The sequence below is a fragment of the Gallionella capsiferriformans ES-2 genome (assembly GCF_000145255.1).
GTDB lineage: Bacteria > Pseudomonadota > Gammaproteobacteria > Burkholderiales > Gallionellaceae > Gallionella > Gallionella capsiferriformans.
Genome location: NC_014394.1, coordinates 1,884,992 through 1,905,903, shown reverse-complemented (window position 1 = coordinate 1,905,903; position 20,912 = coordinate 1,884,992). Strand labels below are relative to the sequence as shown.

At 55.7% G+C, this 20,912-nt stretch carries 22 protein-coding genes; 3 read left to right on the top strand and 19 right to left on the bottom strand.

Annotated features, from left to right (window positions below; all coding sequences use genetic code 11):
• Positions 1-69 precede the first annotated feature (69 nt).
• Positions 70-744, top strand: coding sequence for an energy transducer TonB (locus tag GALF_RS08740; protein ID WP_013293696.1), 675 nt, complete (start codon positions 70-72; stop codon positions 742-744).
• Positions 745-834: 90 nt separating this feature from the next.
• Here the strand turns inward: GALF_RS08740 and GALF_RS08735 are convergent, their stop codons facing one another.
• Complete coding sequence (locus GALF_RS08735; RefSeq protein WP_013293695.1) at positions 835-2,475, bottom strand: DEAD/DEAH box helicase; 1,641 nt, start codon at positions 2,473-2,475, stop codon at positions 835-837.
• A gap of 381 nt (positions 2,476-2,856) precedes the next feature.
• Positions 2,857-3,357 (bottom strand): DNA-deoxyinosine glycosylase, encoded by a 501-nt coding sequence (locus GALF_RS08730; RefSeq protein WP_013293694.1) that lies wholly within the window; start codon positions 3,355-3,357, stop codon positions 2,857-2,859.
• A gap of 102 nt (positions 3,358-3,459) precedes the next feature.
• Here GALF_RS08730 and GALF_RS15020 point away from each other — a divergent pair, with 102 nt between their 5' ends.
• Entirely contained in the window at positions 3,460-4,950 is a 1,491-nt protein-coding gene (locus GALF_RS15020) for a CYTH and CHAD domain-containing protein (protein WP_013293693.1), read from the top strand.
• Positions 4,951-4,963: 13 nt separating this feature from the next.
• Here the strand turns inward: GALF_RS15020 and ung are convergent, their stop codons facing one another.
• From ung to GALF_RS08690, 7 genes are all read right to left on the bottom strand, one after another.
• The gene (ung, locus tag GALF_RS08720) at positions 4,964-5,629 is read right to left on the bottom strand and encodes a uracil-DNA glycosylase (protein WP_013293692.1); all 666 of its coding nucleotides are present in this window, start codon (positions 5,627-5,629) and stop codon (positions 4,964-4,966) included.
• Positions 5,630-5,665: 36 nt separating this feature from the next.
• Positions 5,666-7,831: a heavy metal translocating P-type ATPase gene (locus GALF_RS08715; protein WP_013293691.1), complete on the bottom strand. Its 2,166-nt coding sequence runs from the start codon at positions 7,829-7,831 to the stop codon at positions 5,666-5,668.
• A 33-nt stretch (positions 7,832-7,864) separates the two neighbouring features.
• Positions 7,865-8,656 carry a sulfite exporter TauE/SafE family protein gene (locus GALF_RS08710; RefSeq protein ID WP_013293690.1) on the bottom strand — a complete coding sequence of 264 codons (792 nt, stop codon included), beginning with the start codon at positions 8,654-8,656 and terminating at the stop codon, positions 7,865-7,867.
• A gap of 18 nt (positions 8,657-8,674) precedes the next feature.
• The gene (locus GALF_RS08705; RefSeq protein WP_013293689.1) at positions 8,675-8,866 is read right to left on the bottom strand and encodes a YgaP family membrane protein; all 192 of its coding nucleotides are present in this window, start codon (positions 8,864-8,866) and stop codon (positions 8,675-8,677) included.
• 61 nt (positions 8,867-8,927) lie between these two features.
• Positions 8,928-9,596, bottom strand: a complete 669-nt coding sequence (locus tag GALF_RS08700) for a Crp/Fnr family transcriptional regulator (RefSeq protein WP_013293688.1) — start codon at positions 9,594-9,596, stop codon at positions 8,928-8,930.
• Between the two features lie 27 nt (positions 9,597-9,623).
• Positions 9,624-11,147 carry a lysine--tRNA ligase gene (lysS, locus tag GALF_RS08695; RefSeq protein WP_013293687.1) on the bottom strand — a complete coding sequence of 508 codons (1,524 nt, stop codon included), beginning with the start codon at positions 11,145-11,147 and terminating at the stop codon, positions 9,624-9,626.
• Between the two features lie 117 nt (positions 11,148-11,264).
• Positions 11,265-12,041, bottom strand: coding sequence for a TrmH family RNA methyltransferase (locus GALF_RS08690; RefSeq protein ID WP_013293686.1), 777 nt, complete (start codon positions 12,039-12,041; stop codon positions 11,265-11,267).
• Positions 12,042-12,193: 152 nt separating this feature from the next.
• On the opposite strand from GALF_RS08690, the gene GALF_RS08685 reads away from it, so the two are divergent.
• The gene (locus tag GALF_RS08685; protein WP_223293686.1) at positions 12,194-12,991 is read left to right on the top strand and encodes a L,D-transpeptidase family protein; all 798 of its coding nucleotides are present in this window, start codon (positions 12,194-12,196) and stop codon (positions 12,989-12,991) included.
• A 6-nt stretch (positions 12,992-12,997) separates the two neighbouring features.
• Here GALF_RS08685 and hpnE read toward each other — a convergent pair whose 3' ends face one another.
• The 10 genes from hpnE to dapD all read right to left on the bottom strand — a co-directional run bounded on the left by hpnE (position 12,998) and on the right by dapD (position 20,909).
• On the bottom strand, positions 12,998-14,290 hold the full coding sequence (gene hpnE / locus GALF_RS08680; protein WP_041938409.1) for a hydroxysqualene dehydroxylase HpnE: 1,293 nt from the start codon (positions 14,288-14,290) through the stop codon (positions 12,998-13,000).
• Positions 14,275-15,108 carry a presqualene diphosphate synthase HpnD gene (gene hpnD / locus GALF_RS08675; RefSeq protein WP_013293683.1) on the bottom strand — a complete coding sequence of 278 codons (834 nt, stop codon included), beginning with the start codon at positions 15,106-15,108 and terminating at the stop codon, positions 14,275-14,277. The genes hpnE and hpnD overlap by 16 nt, the downstream gene beginning before the upstream one ends.
• A 14-nt stretch (positions 15,109-15,122) precedes the next feature.
• Positions 15,123-15,362, bottom strand: coding sequence for a DUF2442 domain-containing protein (locus tag GALF_RS08670; protein WP_013293682.1), 240 nt, complete (start codon positions 15,360-15,362; stop codon positions 15,123-15,125).
• Between the two features lie 4 nt (positions 15,363-15,366).
• Complete coding sequence (locus GALF_RS08665; RefSeq protein WP_013293681.1) at positions 15,367-15,621, bottom strand: DUF4160 domain-containing protein; 255 nt, start codon at positions 15,619-15,621, stop codon at positions 15,367-15,369.
• Positions 15,622-15,634: 13 nt separating this feature from the next.
• Positions 15,635-16,459: a squalene synthase HpnC gene (gene hpnC, locus GALF_RS08660; RefSeq protein WP_013293680.1), complete on the bottom strand. Its 825-nt coding sequence runs from the start codon at positions 16,457-16,459 to the stop codon at positions 15,635-15,637.
• Between the two features lie 6 nt (positions 16,460-16,465).
• Positions 16,466-17,374 (bottom strand): 50S ribosomal protein L3 N(5)-glutamine methyltransferase, encoded by a 909-nt coding sequence (prmB, locus tag GALF_RS08655; RefSeq protein ID WP_013293679.1) that lies wholly within the window; start codon positions 17,372-17,374, stop codon positions 16,466-16,468.
• A complete protein-coding gene (gene dapE / locus GALF_RS08650; RefSeq protein ID WP_013293678.1) occupies positions 17,365-18,495 on the bottom strand; it encodes a succinyl-diaminopimelate desuccinylase in 1,131 nt (376 codons plus the stop codon). The genes prmB and dapE overlap by 10 nt, the downstream gene beginning before the upstream one ends.
• A complete protein-coding gene (locus GALF_RS08645) occupies positions 18,492-18,854 on the bottom strand; it encodes a Spx/MgsR family RNA polymerase-binding regulatory protein (RefSeq protein ID WP_041938408.1) in 363 nt (120 codons plus the stop codon). Before GALF_RS08645 ends, dapE begins: the two co-directional genes overlap by 4 nt.
• On the bottom strand, positions 18,854-20,014 hold the full coding sequence (locus GALF_RS08640; protein ID WP_013293676.1) for a PilT/PilU family type 4a pilus ATPase: 1,161 nt from the start codon (positions 20,012-20,014) through the stop codon (positions 18,854-18,856). Before GALF_RS08640 ends, GALF_RS08645 begins: the two co-directional genes overlap by 1 nt.
• 73 nt (positions 20,015-20,087) lie before the next feature.
• Entirely contained in the window at positions 20,088-20,909 is an 822-nt protein-coding gene (gene dapD, locus GALF_RS08635) for a 2,3,4,5-tetrahydropyridine-2,6-dicarboxylate N-succinyltransferase (RefSeq protein WP_013293675.1), read from the bottom strand.
• Positions 20,910-20,912 lie beyond the last annotated feature (3 nt).

Here is a 20,912-nt window from a genome sequence, read left to right as displayed (position 1 = left end):
CCGTATAAAATAAAGCGCGACGGGTAAACAGGCGGTAAAATCGGCAGTTCATTTCAAGAGTAATTTCGCATGTCTCCATTCATCACTGCCTTGCCCGAGATTCGCTACGCTGAGCGTATTAGCATCGTCGCGCTGGTTGTGGTGATTCATGCTGGCGTTATAGGTATCTGGCTGATGCAGCCTGTGCCCCCCAAGGTTGTGGTGAGTGTGATGTCGGTGTCTGTGCAGGCTCAGCTACTGGCTCAACCGCACCCCGTCATGCCGTCATTGCCTGCCCGAAAGGAACCTCCTAGCCCTGAATCTCCTAAGCTTGAGTCACCCAAGGCTGAACCTGTCCGCGCGCCGCTGATTAAAAAGTCGGAGCCCGAAGTAGCCGAGCCGGTCGTAGCCTCGGTCGCGACGCCGGTGATCACCAATAGTGCGCCTGTGGCGCAGATCGTTGCTGCTCCTGTCATCGATACGGAGCCTGATTACAGGGCAAACTATCTGAAAAATCCGCGGCCGAATTATCCTGCCGTGGCGCAACGCATGGGGTGGCAGGGGCGGGTGTTGCTGCGTGTTGAAGTGCTGAGTGAGGGTGCTTGCGGGGAGGTCAGTGTTCTGCGCAGTAGCGGTCACGATATTTTGGATCATGCGGCGATGAATGCCGTCAGAAGCTGGCGATTTGTGCCGGCCCGTCATGGCGGGCAAGCCGTCACGCAGTGGTTTAGCGTGCCGGTTGTTTTTGCGCTGGAGGGCGAGTAGGTCGTCTTCGATGCATCCATGTAGGCTTTTCAGGCAGGCATAAAAAAAGCACGCATAAAGCGTGCTTTTTTTATGCCTTAAATAGCAGGATTACTTGTTGCCGCCGCGATTGCCGAAGCTAGGACGGTTGTTGCCGCCGAAACTTGGACGATCACCGCCGTCGCGACGCGGAGCGCCATTGCCGCCGAATGCCGGACGATCGCCACGCGGTGCGCCAGTGTTAGCGCGAGGTGCATTGCCGAAGCTACGCTCCTGGCTGCGTGGCTGTTGAGCCTGGCCGCCGAAAGCCGGACGCGCCTGGCCGCCAAAGCCTTCGTTGCGAGCAGGATGGCTGTGACGGCTATCCGGTGCGCTGTGATGGAAGCCTGCGCCACCGTTGTTGCCGTTACCAGCGAATGCTGAGCTGCGATTACCGCCGCCGAAGCCGCTACCATTGCCACGGTTACCGTTGTAGCCGCCACCACCGTTGCCGCCGCCGAAACCGCCGCCATTGCCGCCGCCAAAGCCGCCGCCATTGCCGCCGCCAAAGCCGCCACTGCGTGGGCCGCCGTTGCCGCGAGGACGATCAGAAGAAGGGCCGCCAGTGCGCAGCTTGTACTTAGGCTCCAGACCTTCGATGGTGTGCATCTTGATGCTTTGTTCTGTGTAACGCTCGATACGCTTCAGCAGTTGTGCATCGCGGTTAGAGGCGAAGGAAATCGCGATACCGGATGAACCGCCACGACCGGTACGACCGATACGGTGTACGTAGTCTTCAGCAAACTTAGGCAAGTCAAAGTTGATCACGTGTGAGATACCGCGTACATCCAGACCGCGAGCAGCGACGTCAGTTGCAACCAGAATACGCACGTTACCGTTACGCATGTTCAAGAGGGTGCGGTTACGTTCGCGCTGGCTCATGTCGCCGTGCAAAGCGGCAACTGAATGGCCTTGGGCTGAGAGTTGGTCGGCCAGGCCGTCCGCATCGCGCTTGGTGGCGGTAAATACCAATGCCTGATTGACTTCGGTATCGGTCAGCAGGTGGCTCAGCATCTTGTTCTTGTGGGCAACGTCATCAGCGAACATCATGCGCTGTTCGATGTTTTCGTGCTTGTCTTTAGCGGCGGATACATTGATGCGCTTAGGTGTCTTGAGCAGACGCGATGCCAGATTGCCAACAACACCTTCCAGCGTTGCCGAGAACAGCAAAGTCTGACGGGTTGCCGGTGTCGCTGCAGCGATGCGTTCTACGTCGTCCACGAAACCCATGTCCAGCATGCGATCGGCTTCATCCAGAATCAGCATTTCCAGACGCGAGAAATCGATACGGCCGCGTTCCAGATGGTCGATCAGACGGCCTGGTGTTGCCACCAGAATATCCACGTGGCTGGAGAGCAAACGGTTTTGCACAGGGTATGGCATGCCGCCCAGAATGCTGATGATCTTGAAGCGCATGTTTTTGCCGTACTTAGTTGCGGCATCGCACACCTGTTGTGCCAGTTCGCGAGTCGGTGTCAAAACCAATACGCGCGGGCCTTTGCCGGGCATAGCGGAGGGTGTTGCCAAACGGTTCAGTGCTGGCAGGATAAAGGCTGCGGTCTTGCCGCTACCAGTTTGAGCAGAAGCCATCAGGTCGTGACCGGCGATGATTTCAGGGATCGCTTGTTCCTGAATTGGTGTCGGTTCTGTGTAACCTGTTTCGGCGATAGCCTTCAGGATGGATGGGTTTAAATTCAGTTCTTCAAATGTCATGTTAATTCCTTTTAATCAAAGGGAATCCGCGTCGCAATGCGCTGATGAATCGCATCCGTATAGAAGTCGGACGCCGAATCAAAAACGGCATGGTGAACGTTAGTCGTTCCCTATGGTAAACGCAGGCGAGAGCTACCCGAATAGGGGTAGAGAGTTAACCGGCGCAAAAAACATCGTTGCTAACCGGGAAACCCTGAAAATCCGTTAAAAAACGAATTCTTGTAGAGTTCTTTAGACAGGTGCGCTGATTTCAGTGCACGAGAGGTAGGTCGGAAACGATGAGCTAATGCCGCATAGGCTGCGGCAAGGTGCGCATTATACGCATGCGCTAAATAAAAGCCAGTTAATTTTTAAGCCGGGTTGTTTTCAGTAAAACGCGACTTATCCCGGCCGTTTGATTTGAATGCGATCGCGCCATTGTGCGACTTTGTCCGGATAGGACATTGCGGCGTGTGCCGGGCTGCTGGAGGGTAAGCGTACGAGGCGCATGCCACAGGGCTTTAGCATTACCTGTCTGAGAAAAAGCTTTTCAGCCGTTGCGCCGTTGAAGCACAGCTGTTCAATATGCGGGTGAAACTGGAAAAAGGATGCGAAATCATTCGCACGGGTGGCGCTGATGTCAGCGTCCAGACTGCCGGGACGATGGCATGAAGCGAGTACGTCCCAGACTGCGATGCCTGATGATTTGAGTATTTCAGTTCGTGCCTGATAGGGTAGGGCGGGGGCAGCACCGAACAGCTCGCCCATGATAGGCCAGAAGGCGTTGCGCGGATGAGCATAGTACTGATTTTTTCTGAGCGATTCGACGCCCGGCATGCTGCCCAGAATCAGCAGGCGTGCATCCGGATTTTCGATGGGAGGGAAACCGGTGATTTGTTTCATGGGCATCAGTTTATTATCAGTGCAATGATTATAAACATGATTTGCTGCACCGGATCGGACGGCCTGTTATAGTAAACCATTCTTGCTACGCTTGAGGTATCTATGTCTGTCGAAACCGAGCTCAAATTGCGCATTTTGCCCGATGATCTGGCAAGATTGCGTCGTCATTCCCTGTTTAAGTCGCATCAGGTAACGGTGCCCGAAACACGGCGTCTGCACAACGTTTATTACGACACGCCAGCCCTCGACCTCAACAAGAGCCGTATGGCGTTGCGAATACGGCGCGTCGGGGGGCGTTGGATACAGACCCTGAAGGGAGGCGGACAGGTCAGAGCGGGCTTGCATCAGCGTTTTGAATGGGAAACCCCTGTCCCATCGGCCCGTCTTGATTTTACCGGGTTAGATGCGGTGGTCTGGGACGAGCACCTGCCGCTGGCATGGCGCGAACATCTGCAGCCTGTTTTTACCACGGATTTTTACCGCGCCAGTCGGCTGCTTGACTGGCATGGCACCATCATCGAAGTGTGTATGGATAAAGGTGAAGTCAGAACGCAGAATCTCAGTACGCCGATCTGCGAACTGGAGCTGGAATTGAAGTCGGGTGACTCCCAGCATTTGTTTTCGCTGGCGCAGGCTATTCTGGATATCGTGCCGTTTGAGCTGGAAACCGTCAGTAAGGCTGAATTGGGATTCAGGCTCATGGCAGGCTTTGTCGCTCAGCCTGTTAAAAGTGAACTGCCCGATATTACGGGGGCGAATCACTTGACGTCTGCGTTGCAAACGCTGGTTTGGGCATGTTTGCAGCATTGGCAAGGCAATTTACGCGGCGCTCTGAGCTGTGCTGACGACGCCGAATATTTGCATCAGCTGCGCGTGGCATTTCGGCGCTTGCGTATCGTGCTGCGCATGGTTGACAAGATTTGCGCTGATGAGGAACTTACCTGTTTGCGCGAAGCGCTTTCAGCAATGAGCGGTGTGCTGGGCCGGGTGCGCGATTGGGATGTGTTTATCGGCAATTTGCATGCACTTTCATTCGCTCCACCGGGTTTTGAAGCGCTGCTGACGGCGTGTGAGACGCAACGCGCGGCCTCGAATGCTGCGCTGCGCGCTCAGGGGAGTGCGATGCAGCGTTTATTGCTTCGTTTTGCGGTCTGGATGAACGGAAACTATTGGCAGCAGGCTGAACTGACAGCCCCTGACATGCCTGAGTTTGCCCGTCGTTGTCTGCAGCAGTTACACAAACGCTATCAAAAGGCCAGCGAGCAATCAGACAGGCTCGATGAGGTGGCGTTGCACGATTTGCGCATCGATGCCAAAAAATTACGTTACAGCGCGGAATGTTTTGCAGGTCTGTTCAATGCGGCCAAGGCCGAGGTTTATATTTCAGGACTGAGCGAGGTGCAGGAATTTCTGGGGGATATCAACGATGTATCGGTTGCTCGCAGCTTGCTGGCTCGTCTGGCAGATACGCTGCCTGCAGACAGTGTGGCACTGATCGATCATGAAATTCGCTTAAAGTCGTCAAAAAATCTAAAGCTATTGAATAAGAAGCTTAAAGCTTTTAATCAGGAACCCGTTTTTTGGAAAAAGTAATCCTGCACGCACATCACAGATCGGTAATCTGCCAGTCTATGGGGCGTCGGCCGGCATCGGTCAGTGCAGCATTAATTTTAGAAAACGGACGGCTGCCGAAAAATCCCCGGTAGGCGGACAGCGGTGAGGGGTGGGGGGATTCGATCACCACATGGCGACTTTGATCAATCAGACCGATTTTTTTCCGCGCATAGGCACCCCAGAGTACAAATACCACGGGATCTGTTTTGGCATTCACGGCCGCAATCACCGCATCGGTAAAGGTCTCCCAGCCGCGCGCCTTGTGCGAATTGGCGTGATGCGCCTCGACGGTCAATACGGCATTGAGGAGTAAGACGCCCTGTCTGGCCCATGGGATCAGGCAGCCATTATTGGGTATCTGGCAGCCGAGATCCGCTTTTAATTCTTTGAAAATGTTCAGCAACGAGGGCGGAATGCTCACGCCGGGGCGCACCGAAAAGCAGAGTCCATGCGCCTGATGGTCATCGTGATAGGGGTCCTGACCCAGTATGAATACACGGACCTCTTCAATCGGGGTCAGGTGCAGTGCCGCGTAAACATCGGCTTCAGGCGGGAAAACGGTGTGTTTTTCACGCTGTTCGGCAATGAACTGTTGTAACTGTCCAAAATAGGGTTTGTGCGTTTCTTCGATTAGAAGGGGGCGCCAGGTGGTTTTCATGATTAAACTCAGTGCGGACAATGGGAAAGGTTCAGCTTAATCTTCGACGGCGGGCATCCAGCGCTTGAGCAGCAGTGCGTTGCTCACGACCGATAGTGAACTCAGCGCCATCATCGCACCCGCAATCACCGGATTGAGCATGCCGGCCGCTGCGAGCGGTATGCCCAGCACGTTATAGCCAAAGGCGAAAAACAGGTTTTGGCGGATTTTTGCAAGGGCTGCGCGTGACAAGGAGATGGCGTCAACGACACTCATCAGGTCGCTCTTCATCAGCGTAATGTCGGCCGCCTCGATGGCGATGTCGCTGCCGCCGCGCATGGCGAAGCTCACGTGGGCTGCGGCGAGTGCCGGCGCATCGTTGATGCCATCGCCTACCATGCCGACGGTGTTCCCGCCCTGTTTGAATGATTCCACCAGCGCAGCCTTTTCTTCCGGACGCACGTTGGCGCGAAACTCGCTGATGCCGGCCTGATCCGCGATGCGTTGTGATGTGACCGGATTGTCGCCGCTGATCATGATCACGCGGATGCCAAGTTTAATGAGTTTGCTGACCGCTGACCGGCTGGTGGGACGCAACGGGTCAGCCACTGCGATGTAGCCTAGTAATGCTGAATCTTGTGCGATGACCAGCACCGTTTTTCCTTGCTGTTGCAACGCTGTGATGCGTTGATCATCGAGTGCGACCGCACGTCCGGCGGCGAAGGCGGGGGAGCCTAGCAAGTACGACATTCCGTTGATTTCGGCACACAACCCCTGTCCTGGAAATTCGCGAATATTGCCGGCTTGTTCGGTATCGATGCGCAGCGTGCTTGCATGCGCTGTCAATGCGCGTGACAGCGGGTGCGTGGAGCCTTGGGCCAGTGCTGCGGAAATTTTCAAAAGTTCGTCGCCGGTCAAATCGCCGTGCGGCAGCAGATCGGTGACGGCTGGATGCCCTTCGGTTAGCGTACCTGTCTTGTCAACCAGCAATACGGAGAGTTTATGCGTGCGTTCCAGCGCCTCGGCATCCTTGACTAAAATACCCGTCTGGGCCGCGCGTCCCGTTGCGACGACCAGGGCCGTGGGGGTGGCAAGACCCAGCGCGCAGGGGCAGGAGATGACCAGCACCGCCACTGCATTGATCAGTGCCGTGCCCAGCGTACTGCCGGCTACCCACCATGCGACAAAGGTCAGCAGAGCGATGCACACGACGGTCGGCACGAACACGGCGGAGAGCTTGTCGGCCAGTTGCTGGATTGCCGCTTTCGAACCCTGAGCCTGTTCGACAAGACGGATGATAGCGGCGAGCCGCGTATGCGAGCCGATTGCCTGTGCGCGGCATTTCAACACGCCGAGCCCGTTGAGCGTGGCGGCATACACGGTGTCGCCCTTGCTTTTCGATTGCGGCAGGCTCTCGCCCGTCAGCATCGCCTCATCAATGGCCGATGATCCCGACAATACGATGCCATCCACCGGCACGCTCTCGCCCGGGCGCACCAGAAAGACATCCTCTATGCGCATCTGATCAATTGCCATTTCCAGCATCACGCCATCGCGTTCGACATGGGCGATTTTCGGCTGCAGGCTGATCAGTGCTTCCAGCGCACTTGATGTTTTTCCCTTAGCGTGGGCTTCGAGCAGTTTGCCTAGCAAAACGAGCGTGATCAACGTTGCGCCCGCTTCAAAATACACCGGCTGATCGAGATTGAGCAGCCATACCGCGCAGCTGAAGAAATAGGCAGCGCTGGTGCCCAGTACGACTAATACATCCATGTTCGCAGCGCCGCCGCGCAAGCTGCGCCACGCGCCTGAATAAAAGCGTCCGCCGATCCAGAATTGCACGGGCGTTGCCAGCAAAAAGGACAGCCAATCAGGCAGCATCAGGTGTATGCCGGCGAACATCAACAGCATTTGTAACAGCATGGGGGCGGTGAGCAGGGCGGCGAGGATAAATTGCCGCTGCTGGGATTGCAGGGCCGCTAGTCTCGCCAGCTTTTCTGCCGCAAAATCGCGCATCGGGTGTGCATCGAAACCGGTCTCTTGGATCGCCTTGATCAGCCCTTCGGGGGTGAGCGTTTTGGGGTCGTAGCTGATATGCGCCTTTTCGGTCGCGATGCTCACCGCAGCGTTAACCCCGGGCAGCAGGTTCAATGCTTTTTCAAGACGTGACGAGCAGTTTGCGCAGTGCATGCCGGTCACTTGAAGATCGATGTGTGTTTTCATTTTCGGATTATATGTCCTGATACCGTTTCAGGTTTAGCGCGCGCGATACAGCAAAAACAAGGCTACACTGAAAATCAGCATGGCCAAGGCGCGTTGCAGCATGATTGCGGGTATTTTTGGCGCAAACAGGCGCCCCAGCAGCATGCCTGTTGCGGCGGCAGCCATAAACAACAAGGCCGGTTCCGTGAGGGCCAGATGTCCCGATGAAAATGCCGAAATAACCGCACCTGCGGAGACAAAGGTGATCACGGTTAACGAGGTGGCGATAATACCGCTTATTGCAATATCGCTGCAGCGCAGCAGTGCCGGTACCACGATGAAGCCGCCGCCAACGCCCAGCAAGCCGGTTGACAGGCCGGATGCTAAACCGATCAGGCTTAATTTTAAAAAAGACAGGGGGTTCCAGCTGATACGACCGGTTTTAGTGTCGATCACGCAGGTTCTGGCGCGTGTCGAATTCTTTGCCGAAGGGTGTGTCGACCGGAACAGGCGCACTGCCACGATAAGCATCACGCAGACGAATAGTCCGGTCAGCCAGCGCTCCGAAAGCCGATGCGCCAGATGCTGTCCGAAGGGGGCCGCGATGATGCCGGTGGCGGAAATGAGCAGCGCGGCGCGAATGCGGACTGCGCCTGCGAGCAGTCCGCTCATCATGCCGATCAATGCTGCCGTGGCGACAGTTAGCAGTGCGACCGGTGAGGCCGAGGCCATCGTCCAGCCAAGACCCAGCGTGAGTGCCGGCACGGCAAGGATGCCGCCACCGGCGCCCGTGAGTGCCATGATCAGGCCGATCAGTAAACCCAAGCCTATCGGGAGGATGAACACGGTGATGTTAAAAACGCGCTATTTATTGATGCGGCAGGTGTTAAGTCCCAGCAGTGCATAGGCTGGACACAGGCCGATCACGCCGCTGAGCATGGGGACGATGCCGAACCATCCCCAGGAGCCGATCAGGCCGGAATAGGCTAATTCGATCAGGGATAATCCTGCCAGGACGCGAAAGCCGCGGTCGAGCGTGCCTGCATTCTTCTTCATTTTATTTCCTTCGCATCATTAATGTAGCGCAGGATAGCTTCTGCGCCGCCGGTGATAAAAGTTACACCAGTGTTGCAAATTTCTTGAGTGCTGCAATATCGGTGAGTGTGATCTGTTCGCGACCGAGTTTGACCCAGCCCTGTTCTGCAAAGCCTTTGAGCAGGCGGCTGACGATTTCGCGTGCCGAGCCCAGTTCGTCTGCGATGGCCTGATGGGTGAGATGGATGGGGCCGGTTTTGGCAATCAGCAGCGCAGCCAGTCGCTGATCCAGCTTTTGAAATGCGACGGCGGTGACCAGCTGCATCATGTCAGTCAGTCGTTCGGTAAACAGCCGGAACACATAGCGACGGAAGGCATCGTGTTTGCCTAACAATACATGAAAAACGCCGGCGGGCAGCATGATCATCTCAAGCGACTCCTCAACGATGCCGCGTGCCTGATAGGGCGTGTCCCCCAACAGGCAGCTACTGGTCAGTATGCAGCTCTCACCCGGCATGACCCGGTACAGTTGTAATTCGCGACCATTGGCGGACGATTTAATGACCCGCAGGCTGCCGCTGAGCAGTAACGGAAATCCCTGACAAGGCTGGTTTTCATCGAACAAAATCGTACCGGCCGGAAAAATCATCGCGTGTGCGCTCGCGAGCAGTGTATCTAATTCAAGGCTCGTGAGCGACTGCAGCATCGGATACTGCTGCAGGATGCGGGTGCGGGTCTCGCCATCAATCATAATCCGGCTACCTGTAGAGTGACGATCTTACTCTGGGCGCATTTGCGGGAACAGGATGACATCGCGAATGCTGCTGCTGTCGGTCAGCATCATAATCAGGCGATCGATGCCGATTCCCTCGCCTGCGGTCGGCGGCAAGCCGTATTCCAAGGCGCGGATATAGTCGTTATCCTTGAACATCGCCTCTTCGTCGCCGGCTTCTTTTGCGATAACCTGCGCATCGAAGCGCGCTTCCTGATCTTCCGCGTCATTTAACTCCGAGAAGCCGTTAGCCAGTTCTCGTCCCAGCACAAACAACTCGAAGCGCTCGGTGATGGCGGGATTGGCATCGCTGCTGCGCGCTAACGGTGAGACTTCCACCGGATAGTCGATGATGAAGGTCGGTTCGAACAAGAGGGTCTCGGACAACTCCTCAAACAGCGACAATTGCAAACCGCCCAGACAGTCTTTCGGATTGTGCTTGGCTTTGAGATCCTGCAGTTCGGTGAGGACGAAATCGCGATCGTGCAATTGTTCGGTGGAGAATTGCGGATGATACTTCTGGATTGCCTGTACCATGGTTAGACGATGGAAGGGTTTGCCCAGATCGAGTTCGCGGCCCTGATAACTGACAATGGTGGTACCTAGCACCTTGCGTGCGACTTCGCGCAGCAGCTTTTCGGTGAAACCCATCAGATAGTTGTAGTCGCGATAGGCCTCGTAAAATTCCAGCATGGTAAATTCCGGATTGTGGCGGGTAGACAGCCCTTCATTGCGGAAATTACGGTTGATTTCGAAGACTTTTTCGAAGCCGCCGACCACCAGACGCTTCAGATACAGCTCGGGCGCGATGCGCAAAAACATCTGCATATCGAGCGCATTGTGGTGCGTCTCGAACGGTTTGGCCGATGCGCCGCCGGGGATCGAATGCATCATCGGCGTTTCGACTTCCAGATAGCCGTGATGGATGAAAAATTCGCGTATCGCCTGAATGATCTTGGTGCGCGTGACAAATACGTGGCGCGCGTCGGGATTGGTGATCAGATCCAGATAACGCTGGCGGTATTTCTGTTCCTGATCGGCCAGACCGTGGAATTTTTCAGGCAGGGGACGCAGCGATTTGGTCAGCAGGCGCACCTGCGAGACGCGCACGGACAGCTCGCCTGTCTTGGTCTTGAACAGCACACCGACCGCACCTAAAATGTCGCCCAGATCGTAATGCTTGAAGGCAGCATGGGCTTCTTCGCCGACATCGCCGTTGCTGATGAACAGTTGCAGACGGCCGCTCATGTCCTGCAGCGTTGCAAAACTGGCTTTTCCCATCACGCGTTTGAGCATCATGCGACCGGCAACGGCGACGTGGATTTGTTTTGCTTCCAGTTCGTCGTGCGTGAGTTCGCCGAATTCTTCGTGCAGATTACCTGACAGATGGGTGCGGTCGAAATCGTTAGGGAAGGCGATTCCCGCACTGCGTAGGGCAGCCAGCTTGTTGCGGCGCTCGGTGATAATCTGGTTGTCGTCTTGTGCGTGAACTAGGGTGTCAGGCAGGTTTGGGGTGGATTCAGTTGTCATAATGCTCGATGAGTTTAATTTTAATGCCGTAGGTGCGCGATTGTGTCACAAAACGGCTGAATCAGGAATCGGCGCGTGGTCAGATTCGTTCTCAGCATGGGGAGTGTGTTGAGTGAATCAGGGGGCTCGTCGCTGGCGAACCGCTTCAAACAGGCAGATGGCGGTGGCAGCGGCGGCATTGAGCGATTCGACTGCGCCCGGCATAGGGATTGTGACAGGATGGGTCGCCAGTGCACGCAGTTCGGGAGTCAGGCCGGCGCCCTCGTTGCCTACCATGAAGGCGATATTTCCTGTCAGGTCGCAATCGAACAGGCTGTCCGTGGCCTGTAGCGTGGTGGCCAGCAGTTTGCCTGAGTAGCCTTGGGCGACTTTGAATAAATCCTGCTGCTCGTAAATGGCAAGGCAGAAATGTCCGCCCATTGCCGCGCGCAGCACTTTCGGTGACCAGGCATCGGCGCAAGCCGGTGATAAAAAGACCGCATCGCATCCGGCGGCCGCAGCCGAGCGTAGCATCGAACCCAGATTCCCCGGGTCCTGCACTGCTTCGAGCAGCAAGGCGAAGCGGGCGGTTACTATTTTAGCTGGCGGCAAATCGATCAGCGCGAGGATGCCCGTCGGCGTTTTAAGTTCGGAGAGTTCTGCGAATAGCTTGTCATCCAGTTGCGTGACGGGCGCGCCGGTGATGCGCTGGCGCAGCGAGGTGATTTCAGCATCCTGCAAGGCGGCCGCGTTCAACAGAATATGGCGAGGTGTGTATCCCGCGTCCAGATAAGCTTTGAGCAAATGCGCGCCGTCGAGCAGCGTCTGGCCTGCTTTGTTGCGGTTGCGAGTCGAGGCGGTGAGCTTGACGAGTTCTTTATAAAATGGATTGTCGCGCGACTGGATATGTTTCATGGCGCTGATTTTATCATCAAGCAACCTGTCGTGATGAATTGCTGATACCGGTGTTTTGAAAACTACCTATCTGATGATAGTGCAGATGAATTTCACAGTCAGATAGCCAAAGGCGATATGATCAAGTCATCCTCATGACCACAATGCCTTTTATGAACGTTATTTTTCGGCTCATATTCGTGCTGCTTTGCCTATCGGCCAGTTCATCGCGGGCCGGGGAAGGGGCGAGGCTTGCTGACGCCTTTGAGCGGGAGGTCGCTGTGAAGCTGAATGTGCCTGAGTCGGCTCAGGCGCGCTATGCGTTCATGCTCGATGCGGCGTTGAAGGGGGGCGCGTTCTCCGCGTCGCAATACCTGATTCTGGTAGACCGAAATTCGAACGTACAGGCCCTTTTTATTTATTTTCTGGATTTACCCGCCGCACGTTTGCATTTCATCGGCGCATCCCCGGTCTCTACGGGTAAACCCGGTCAGTTCGATTATTTTTTTACCCCTACGGGCGTCTTCGCTCACACGCTGGAGAATTTGGATTATCGCGCCGAGGGCACTTTTAACAAGAACGGCATACGCGGACTGGGGTTAAAGGGGATACGCGTTTTTGATTTTGGCTGGGCGATGGCAGAGCGCGGATGGGATGGCGGGGGCAGAGGGCAGATGCGCTTACTGATGCATGCGACCGATCCTGATTTTCTGGAACCCTATCTCGGTGTGGCAAGATCCAAGGGCTGTGTGCGTATCCCGGCGACACTCAATGTTTTCATCGATCGTTACGGCCTGCTGGACGCCGACTACCTGCAGGCACTGGAAAACGGCGAAAAAATGTGGATGCTGCGTGCCGATAGAACGCCTACGGCGTGGCCTGGGCGCTATCTGATCATCATCGATTCGGCAAGTCGCGAACGCCCGGACTGGGCGCCGCTGCCCGGCAAGCGTCGCGCTCATAAGCCGTAGGTTCGCTCAGGCTTTGAGCCGTTCCGCGCACAAGATGCCGCTTCGCACGGCGCCTTCCAGTGTTGCAGGATAGTCGCCCCGGGTATAGTCGCCCGCCAGCAGTAGGGTGCTCAGGGGTGTTTGTTGTGCCGGGCGCTGCAAATCGGGCGTACAGGCGAAAGTGGCGCGTTTTTCCGCGATGACCCTGAACCATAGCGGCGCATCGACAAAGCCAAATTCGCTACTGAGTTCAGCGATGACCTTTTGCGCCAGTTCGTCTTGTGATAAGGCCTGATGGTGTCCTTCCGCGCTGATGACCGACGCGATCAGACCCGGCTGGCCGGATATCTGCCCTTTGTCGAACAGCCACTGGCTGTAACGCTGATGCAGGCCTAGCATCGGGTGGGGGAGTGTGACGTGTGGCGGATATTGCAGATAAACGGTGTAGATTGGCTGATGCGCTAAAGCGTCGATTTGTGCAACCACGGGCGCGAGTTCAGCGAAGTCTCGCAGGAGTCGCGCTGTAGTCACAGCTGGCGTTGCGCAGATGACATGGCTGAAATACAGGCTGCCCCGTTTCGTGACGATTTCCATGCCGATATTGTGGGGCAGCAGGCGTTCCACAGCGCAGGAGGTTAGGACATGGCCGCCGTGCCGCTTGACATAAGCTGCGGCTCGCGCTGGAAACAAAGCGGTAAAATCCAAACGCGGAATCAGCATGTCGCTATCAGCGCGTTTTTGATTGAGCGCATCGCGCAACACGTTGAGCAGTACCTGCGCCGATGCAATTGCCACGGGCGTGTTGAGCGCGGCGATGCACAGGGGCTCCCAGAGTTTTTCCACCAGTTGCTGACTTTGACCGTGACGGGCGAGCAGAGCGCTCGCGGTCATATCGCTGTCAAGACGGAAATTCATCCGGCGCAGCAACAGCATAAAGCGCGCAGCGCTCAAGCGCTCACGCCATGTTAGCCCTTGCGCCCGCAGCAAGGCGACCAATAGATGCAAAGGGGCCGGCAGTTTCGGGGCTTTGAGTGAAAAATGGCCGTGCAGATCAAGCTGCAGCGGCAGCCGCAGAAAATCGGCGTCAAGGTCGCCGCCCACCTGCTCGATCAGCCGTAAGGTATCGCGATAGCAGCCCAGCAGCAGGTGCTGGCCGTTGTCGAGCTGTGCATGCCGGTGCGCGACGCCCCTCGCGCGTCCGCCCAAGCTCTTTGCGCTCTCGAATACGGTGACGGCCATGCCTTGTTCTGCCAGACGCACCGCAGCCGCCATCCCCGCATAGCCGCCACCGATGACGGCGATATTTAATTCTTTATCCAAGTTGTCCAGGCGAGCCACAGTTTGCGCAGCGGAGTGAGTGAGACGCGTTCTTTGAGTACGTGGCAGCCGGAATGGATGACTTCATCCAGCGTTGCGCGATAGATGGCCGCCATGATGAGTCCGGTACGCTGATTTTTCCGGTCAGTCGCCGGCAACTGCGCCAGCGCCTGATCATAAAAACGCTGTGCGCGCTCGATCTGGAACGCCATCAGTTTCTGGAAATTCTCAGTCTCATTGGCATTCAGAATATCCGCTGCCGTGACATTGAACTGCTGCATCTCGTCCATCGGTAGGTAGATGCGGTTGCGGCGTGCATCTTCGCCGACGTCGCGGATGATGTTGGTGAGCTGGAAGGCGATCCCTAAATCGTGCGCATATTTGAGCGTCTGGCGGTCTTTGTAGCCGAAAATCTCCACAGACAGCAGGCCGACAACGGAGGCGACGCGGTAGCAATACAGCTGCAGCGACTTGAAGTCTGCATAGCGCGGCTGATCCAGATCCATCTCCATGCCGTCGATGATTTCAAGCAGATGTTCCTGCGCCATGTTGAACTGTGCGACGACCGGTACCAGCGCTTGTGCGACCGGATGCTGTGGACGTCCTGAGTAGATTTCCGCGACCTGAGTGCGCCACCATTGCAGCGTAGTGCGTGCCACTTGCTCGTCCGAGCATTCGTCCACCACGTCATCTACTTCACGGCAAAAGGCATACAGTGCGGTAATCGCGCGGCGTTTTTCTTTGGGCAAAAACAGGAAGCTGTAGTAAAAGCTGGATCCGCTCGCGGCGGCCTTGTCCTGGCAGTATTGGTCTGGAGTCACTGTAATATTCTATTTTAATGAGGGGGTGAAATATGGGATTTTGCCCATTTATAAAGGGTGTCGGGTTCGATATCGACAGCACCGTCTTTGAATTCCAGGCATCCCCAATCCTGGTCGATGCGAGCCGATGCCAATTCAGTCGCATTGACATGATCTTTGATGAGTGGTGTCAGATCGGTTTCAATAAACTCGCCATTGGCAAAGGTTAAGCCAAAAATATAATTTTGCTGCTGTTCAAATTGTCTGAGTTTCATCTGGCTACTCCAAGGGTTGCACTCGGTGAAATTTTTGGGTGTCCCATATTTCAATTAGTTCGGCCTGATGCAGTTCTGCCCATTCGCGTACCAACTGAAAACACTTGTTAGGTAATTTACCATCAATTAATTCCAGCGTATTCAAACTCATGACGGCTTCGTGGTCGCCATATTTTATGTGGATATGGCGTGGCGGATGCTCCCGGTCGATGAGGAACATGCGAATAATGATGCCGTAAAAGCGAGCAAGTTCGGGCATGGCGTATTTGTTGTCAGGTAGTGGCGAGGTTCATCGGTGCCGATTTGGCCAGCATGATAACCCAGTCGAAGGGGCCTAACACCGGGCGGCGGCGGAACATGTCGTAATTGACCGCGTCGAGCTTGTCTAAAATGCGCAGTCCGCCTGCGATAATCATGCGCATTTCAAGGCCGATGCGCCCGGTCAGAATGCTGCCCAGCGGCGCGCCTTGTAACATCAGGCTGCGGGCGCGGTCGATCTGGAATTTCATCAGCGCCCGCCAATTGTCATCGCAGATGTGTTGTGCGATTTGGGTCTCCGTCACGCCAAAGCGCGCCATTTCATCGCGCGGCAGGTAAATCCGCCCGATCGCCATGTCTTTGGCAACGTCCTGCCAAAAATTGATCAACTGCAAGCTGGTGCAGATCTGATCCGAATAAGCCAGATTGACCGGCGTGGCCTCGCCGTACAGATGCAGCATCAGGATGCCGACCGGATTGGCCGAGCGGCGGCAATAGTCTGCAAGCGCTGCATAGTTGTCATAACGCTTGGTCACCACGTCCTGCGAAAAGGCATCGAGCAGGTCGTAATGGGGCTGCAAGGGAAGCTGGTACGCCTGGACGGTTGCGGCCAGATTCTGGAACAGCGGCGTGAGCGGCGGCTCTCCTTGAACCATGCGATCCAGCTCGCTGCGAAATGCAGCGAGCTGCGCTAAGCGTTCGGCGTCCGGCAAATCCCCTTCATCGGCAATGTCGTCCGCAGCTCTCGCGAAATGATAGATCGCCGCAACGGGCCGCCTTAGCCGTTTGGGCATCAGAATCGAGGCGACCGGGAAATTCTCGTAATGCTCAACCGACATGAAGGATTACAGTAAATCGTTTCTGTGCAGCATGAAGACGAACTGGTCGCCCGCGGTGACATCCAGCCACGTGAACGGCAGTTTCGGGTAGGCCGCTTCAAGGATATCCCTGTTGTGGCCGATTTCGACGATCAGGATGCCGTTCTCTGTCAGATGTTCTGCCGCGTGTTTCAGGATCACGCGCGTTGCATCCAGTCCGTCATGCCCGCTGCCTAACGACAACTTGGGTTCGTGCAGATATTCCGCAGGCAAGGCCGCGACCGATTCCGCATCGACATAAGGCGGGTTGCTGATAATCAGGTCGTAGCGGCGGCCGGATAACTTGGCAAATAAGTCCGATTCAATCAGGCTGATGCGCGATGCTAACTCGTAGTCGGTCACGTTGCGCTCTGCGACGGCCAGTGCGTCAGGCGACAAATCGACTGCATCGACCGTCGCATTGGGGAATGCGTCGGCGCATAAAATCGCCAGACAGCCGCTGCCGGTGCAAAGATCAAGCACTTGGCCTATGGAGTCAGGTTCGGTAATCCAGGGGGCTAACTGTTGACGCAACAATTCGGCGATGAAGGAGCGCGGCACGATAACGCGTTCGTCCACATAAAAACTGTAATCGCCCAGAAAAGCCTCGTGGGTCAGGTAGGCGGCCGGGATGCGCTGTTCGACGCGACGTTGGATGACGTTGAGCACTTCACCGCGTTCGGCAGGCGTGAGTTGCGCATCCAGAAACGGCGCGAGCGTGTCCACCGGCAGATGCAGGGTATGCAAAATCAGATAGACCGCTTCGTCGTAGGCATCCGTGCTTCCGTGACCGAAGAACAGTTTTGCCTGATAGAAGCGGCTCACCGCGAAACGCAGATAGTCGCGTACCGTCAGCAGGCTTTGCGAAGCGGCAGAAAAATAATTGCTTATTTGCATAACAGGTTTTCCAGTGTGCGCTGATAGGTCAGCTTGAGGGGTTCGATGTCGGCGACTGCGACGCATTCGTTGAGTTTATGGATGGTCGCATTCAGCGGGCCGAATTCGATCACCTGCGCGCAGATGTCGGCAATAAAGCGTCCGTCCGAGGTGCCGCCGGAGGTCGAGAGTTCAGGCGTGATGCCGTAGCTTTGCTCGATCGCACGGCTGATGGCCTCAACCAGATTTCCCTTGGGCGTAATGTAGGGCTTGCCGGACAACTCCCACAGCAGGTCGTATTTGACGCCGTGCTTATCGAGGATCGCATGCACGCGATTTTTGAGCTCCAGTTCGGTACTGGCGGTGGAGAAACGGAAATTGAACAGGATGTCGACCGTGCCCGGGACGACATTGGTCGCGCCGGTGCCGCCGTTCATGTTGGAAATCTGCCATGAAGTAGGAGGGAAATATTCGTTGCCTTCATCCCAGACTGTTGTAGCCAGTTCGGCAATGGCGGGGGAGACCATGTGGATCGGATTTTTCACCAAATGCGGATAAGCGATATGACCCTGCACGCCTTGCACCACCAGCGTGCCGTTGAGCGAGCCGCGACGACCGTTTTTGATCATGTCGCCAACCAGTTTGTTGGAGGTCGGTTCACCGACGATGCAATAGTCCAGTGTTTCGCCGCGCGCCTGCAAGGCTTCGACTACGCGCACTGTGCCATCCACCGCTACACCTTCTTCGTCGGAGGTGATCAACAGGGCGATAGAGCCGTCGTGCTGGGGGTGATCTTCGACAAAGGCTTCGATCGCCGTGATGAATGCGGCAATCGAGGTCTTCATGTCGGCCGCACCGCGACCAAACAGCATTTCATCCCTGATCGTCGGTTCAAAGGGCGGGCTGAACCAGGATTCTACCGGGCCGCTGGGGACGACATCGGTGTGGCCTGCGAATACCACGACGGGCGCATTGATGCCGCGCCTCGCCCAGAAATTATCGACATTGCCAAAACGCATGCGTTCAATGGTAAAGCCTAGCTTTTCCAGTCGTTCGATCAGAATTTCCTGGCAGCCTGCATCGTCAGGGGTAAGTGAGCGGCGCGCGATCAGCGCCTTCGCGAGTGCGAGTGTTTCGGTCATGATTTAACCTCTTTGTTGAATAGGTGGGCATAAGCCAAGGGGTCGAAGCCGATATGTAATACGCGTCCCGCCTGTTCCAGTACCGGACGTTTGACGACACTTGTTTTGTCAATCATTAAAGCTAATGCTGAAGTATCGTCTTTAATACTTTGTTTTTGTTCATCTGTTAATGCGCGCCAGGTCAGCCCTTTGCGGTTGATCAATTCCGACTGGTCGCGTTGCGACAGCCAGTTTTCCACAATGCTGGCATCGAGGCCAGACTTTTTGAAGTCGTGAAATTCGACCGCGATATGGTGTGCTGTCAGCCAGTCGCGTGCCTTTTTGACCGTGCTGCAATTGGCATTGCCGTAGAGTTTAATCAAGATACATCCAGATCGAGTTTGATGCCGCTGAAGTCCGATTGCGGTGTTTTCGCGGTAACCGGGTTGGGGGTGTAGGAGGGCACCGTCATGGTATTGGTGCGCTCGGAAAAATCGACCAATGCGGCGAGATTGCTTGCGGAATCGGCGTTGCGCATGGCTTCTTCTTTGCTGATGACGCCGGTTTTAAATAAACGGTACAACGCCTGCTCGAAGGTTTGCGAACCTGCTGACACGCTTTTGTCGATGGCCTCGTGTATCTTTTCGATCTCGTCGTTTTTGATCAGGTCGGCAATTAGCGTCGTGTTGAGCAGCACTTCTACGGCGGGCACCTGTTTGCCGTGCACATTGCGCACCAGACGTTGTGAAATCACTGCGCGCAAACACATCGATAAATCCGATAAGACGCTCTGGCGAGAATCGTAGGGGAAGAAATTGACGATGCGGTTGAGCGCGTGATAACTGTTATTGGCATGCAGCGTTGTCAGACACAAATGTCCGGTTTGCGCAAAGATCAGCGCGTGCTTCAAGGTCTCGCGGTCGCGGACTTCACCGATCATCAGCACATCCGGTGCCTCACGCATGCCGCACGACAGCGCATTTTCGTAGTTTTTCGTATCCGTGCCGATTTCACGCTGATTGACGATAGACTTGTCGTGTTTGAAAAGGTACTCGATCGGGTCTTCGATGGTCAGGATGTGCCCGGTCTGGGTACGGCTGCGGTAATCGATCATCGAGGCCAGGGTCGTTGACTTGCCTGAGCCTGTGGCGCCGACGACCAGTATCAGGCCGCGCTTTTCCATGATCAGCGATTTTAAGACGGGCGGCAGATGCAATTTGTCCATCTCGCTAATCTTGCCGCGGATATAGCGTATGACAATGGCGATATCGCCGCGCTGACGGAAAATGTTGACACGAAAATTTCCCAGCCCTTCCTCACGGTAGGAGAAGTTCATTTCCATGTTGGCTTCAAATTCGATGATCTGGCGCGAGCTCATCATCTCGTAAGCGATGCGCTTGATGATGTCTGCACTGAGGACTTGCGAGTTAACCGGGACGGCATTGCCATCGATCTTGACGTTGACCGGCGCACCGACCGAAAAAAACAGGTCGGAGGCTAACTTTTCAGCCGCGAGCTTCAGCAACGGTGTGACGATCATGGTTACTCCCAGTTATCAGGCGCTAGTTAAAGCCGGCCGCGTAGCGGCGACAACCATAACTAGCTACTTGCTTTTAGATTCCACGCAGCAGTTCGTTGATGCCGACCTTGGACAGCGTCTTGGCATCGACTTTTTTGACGATTACCGCGCAATACAGGCTGTATTTGCCATCCGCTGAAGGCAGGCTGCCGCTGACGACGACTGAGCCTGCCGGTACACGGCCATAGGTCACGGTGCCGGTTTCGCGGTCGTAAATCTTGGTGCTCTGGCCGATGAATACGCCCATCGAGATCACTACGTTGTCTTCCAGAATCACGCCTTCGACGATTTCGGAGCGTGCACCTACGAAACAATTGTCGCCGATGATAGTCGGGTTAGCCTGAACCGGTTCGAGCACGCCGCCAATGCCGACGCCGCCTGACAGATGTACGTTTTTGCCGATCTGCGCGCAGGAGCCGACCGTCGCCCAGGTGTCTACCATGGTGCCTTCATCGACATAGGCGCCGATATTGACATAGGATGGCATCAGCACCACGTTTTTTGCGATGTATGCGCCTTTGCGTGCGGCAGCGGGAGGCACAACGCGGAAACCGCCTTCACGGAAATCGCGGCTGTTGTAGTCGGCGAATTTTGACGGCACTTTGTCGTAGTAGTTAGTGAAACCGCCTTTGATAAAGGCGTTGTCTTCCAGACGGAACGACAGCAGCACCGCCTTTTTCAGCCACTGGTGGGTAACCCATTCGCCGTCAATTTTTTCGGCGACGCGCAGCGTGCCGTTGTCCAGTTTGCTGATGACCGCATCGACAGCTTCTTTGAGTTGCGCGTCCGCATTGCGCGGGGTAATGTCGGCACGACGTTCAAAAGCGGCTTCGATGATTTGTTGTAATTGATCCATGGT

Bases quoted from the DNA above. Each gene is read 5' to 3' on its own strand.
- GALF_RS08740 (WP_013293696.1), top strand. From the start codon at position 70: ATGTCTCCATTCATCACTGCCTTGCCCGAGATTCGCTACGCTGAGCGT.
- GALF_RS08735 (WP_013293695.1), bottom strand. From the start codon at position 2,475: ATGACATTTGAAGAACTGAATTTAAACCCATCCATCCTGAAGGCTATC.
- GALF_RS08730 (WP_013293694.1), bottom strand. From the start codon at position 3,357: ATGAAACAAATCACCGGTTTCCCTCCCATCGAAAATCCGGATGCACGC.
- GALF_RS15020 (WP_013293693.1), top strand. From the start codon at position 3,460: ATGTCTGTCGAAACCGAGCTCAAATTGCGCATTTTGCCCGATGATCTG.
- ung (WP_013293692.1), bottom strand. From the start codon at position 5,629: ATGAAAACCACCTGGCGCCCCCTTCTAATCGAAGAAACGCACAAACCC.
- GALF_RS08715 (WP_013293691.1), bottom strand. From the start codon at position 7,831: ATGAAAACACACATCGATCTTCAAGTGACCGGCATGCACTGCGCAAAC.
- GALF_RS08705 (WP_013293689.1), bottom strand. From the start codon at position 8,866: ATGAAGAAGAATGCAGGCACGCTCGACCGCGGCTTTCGCGTCCTGGCA.
- GALF_RS08700 (WP_013293688.1), bottom strand. From the start codon at position 9,596: ATGATTGATGGCGAGACCCGCACCCGCATCCTGCAGCAGTATCCGATG.
- lysS (WP_013293687.1), bottom strand. From the start codon at position 11,147: ATGACAACTGAATCCACCCCAAACCTGCCTGACACCCTAGTTCACGCA.
- GALF_RS08690 (WP_013293686.1), bottom strand. From the start codon at position 12,041: ATGAAACATATCCAGTCGCGCGACAATCCATTTTATAAAGAACTCGTC.
- GALF_RS08685 (WP_223293686.1), top strand. From the start codon at position 12,194: ATGAACGTTATTTTTCGGCTCATATTCGTGCTGCTTTGCCTATCGGCC.
- GALF_RS08670 (WP_013293682.1), bottom strand. From the start codon at position 15,362: ATGAAACTCAGACAATTTGAACAGCAGCAAAATTATATTTTTGGCTTA.
- GALF_RS08665 (WP_013293681.1), bottom strand. From the start codon at position 15,621: ATGCCCGAACTTGCTCGCTTTTACGGCATCATTATTCGCATGTTCCTC.
- hpnC (WP_013293680.1), bottom strand. From the start codon at position 16,459: ATGTCGGTTGAGCATTACGAGAATTTCCCGGTCGCCTCGATTCTGATG.
- prmB (WP_013293679.1), bottom strand. From the start codon at position 17,374: ATGCAAATAAGCAATTATTTTTCTGCCGCTTCGCAAAGCCTGCTGACG.
- dapE (WP_013293678.1), bottom strand. From the start codon at position 18,495: ATGACCGAAACACTCGCACTCGCGAAGGCGCTGATCGCGCGCCGCTCA.
- GALF_RS08640 (WP_013293676.1), bottom strand. From the start codon at position 20,014: ATGATCGTCACACCGTTGCTGAAGCTCGCGGCTGAAAAGTTAGCCTCC.
- dapD (WP_013293675.1), bottom strand. From the start codon at position 20,909: ATGGATCAATTACAACAAATCATCGAAGCCGCTTTTGAACGTCGTGCC.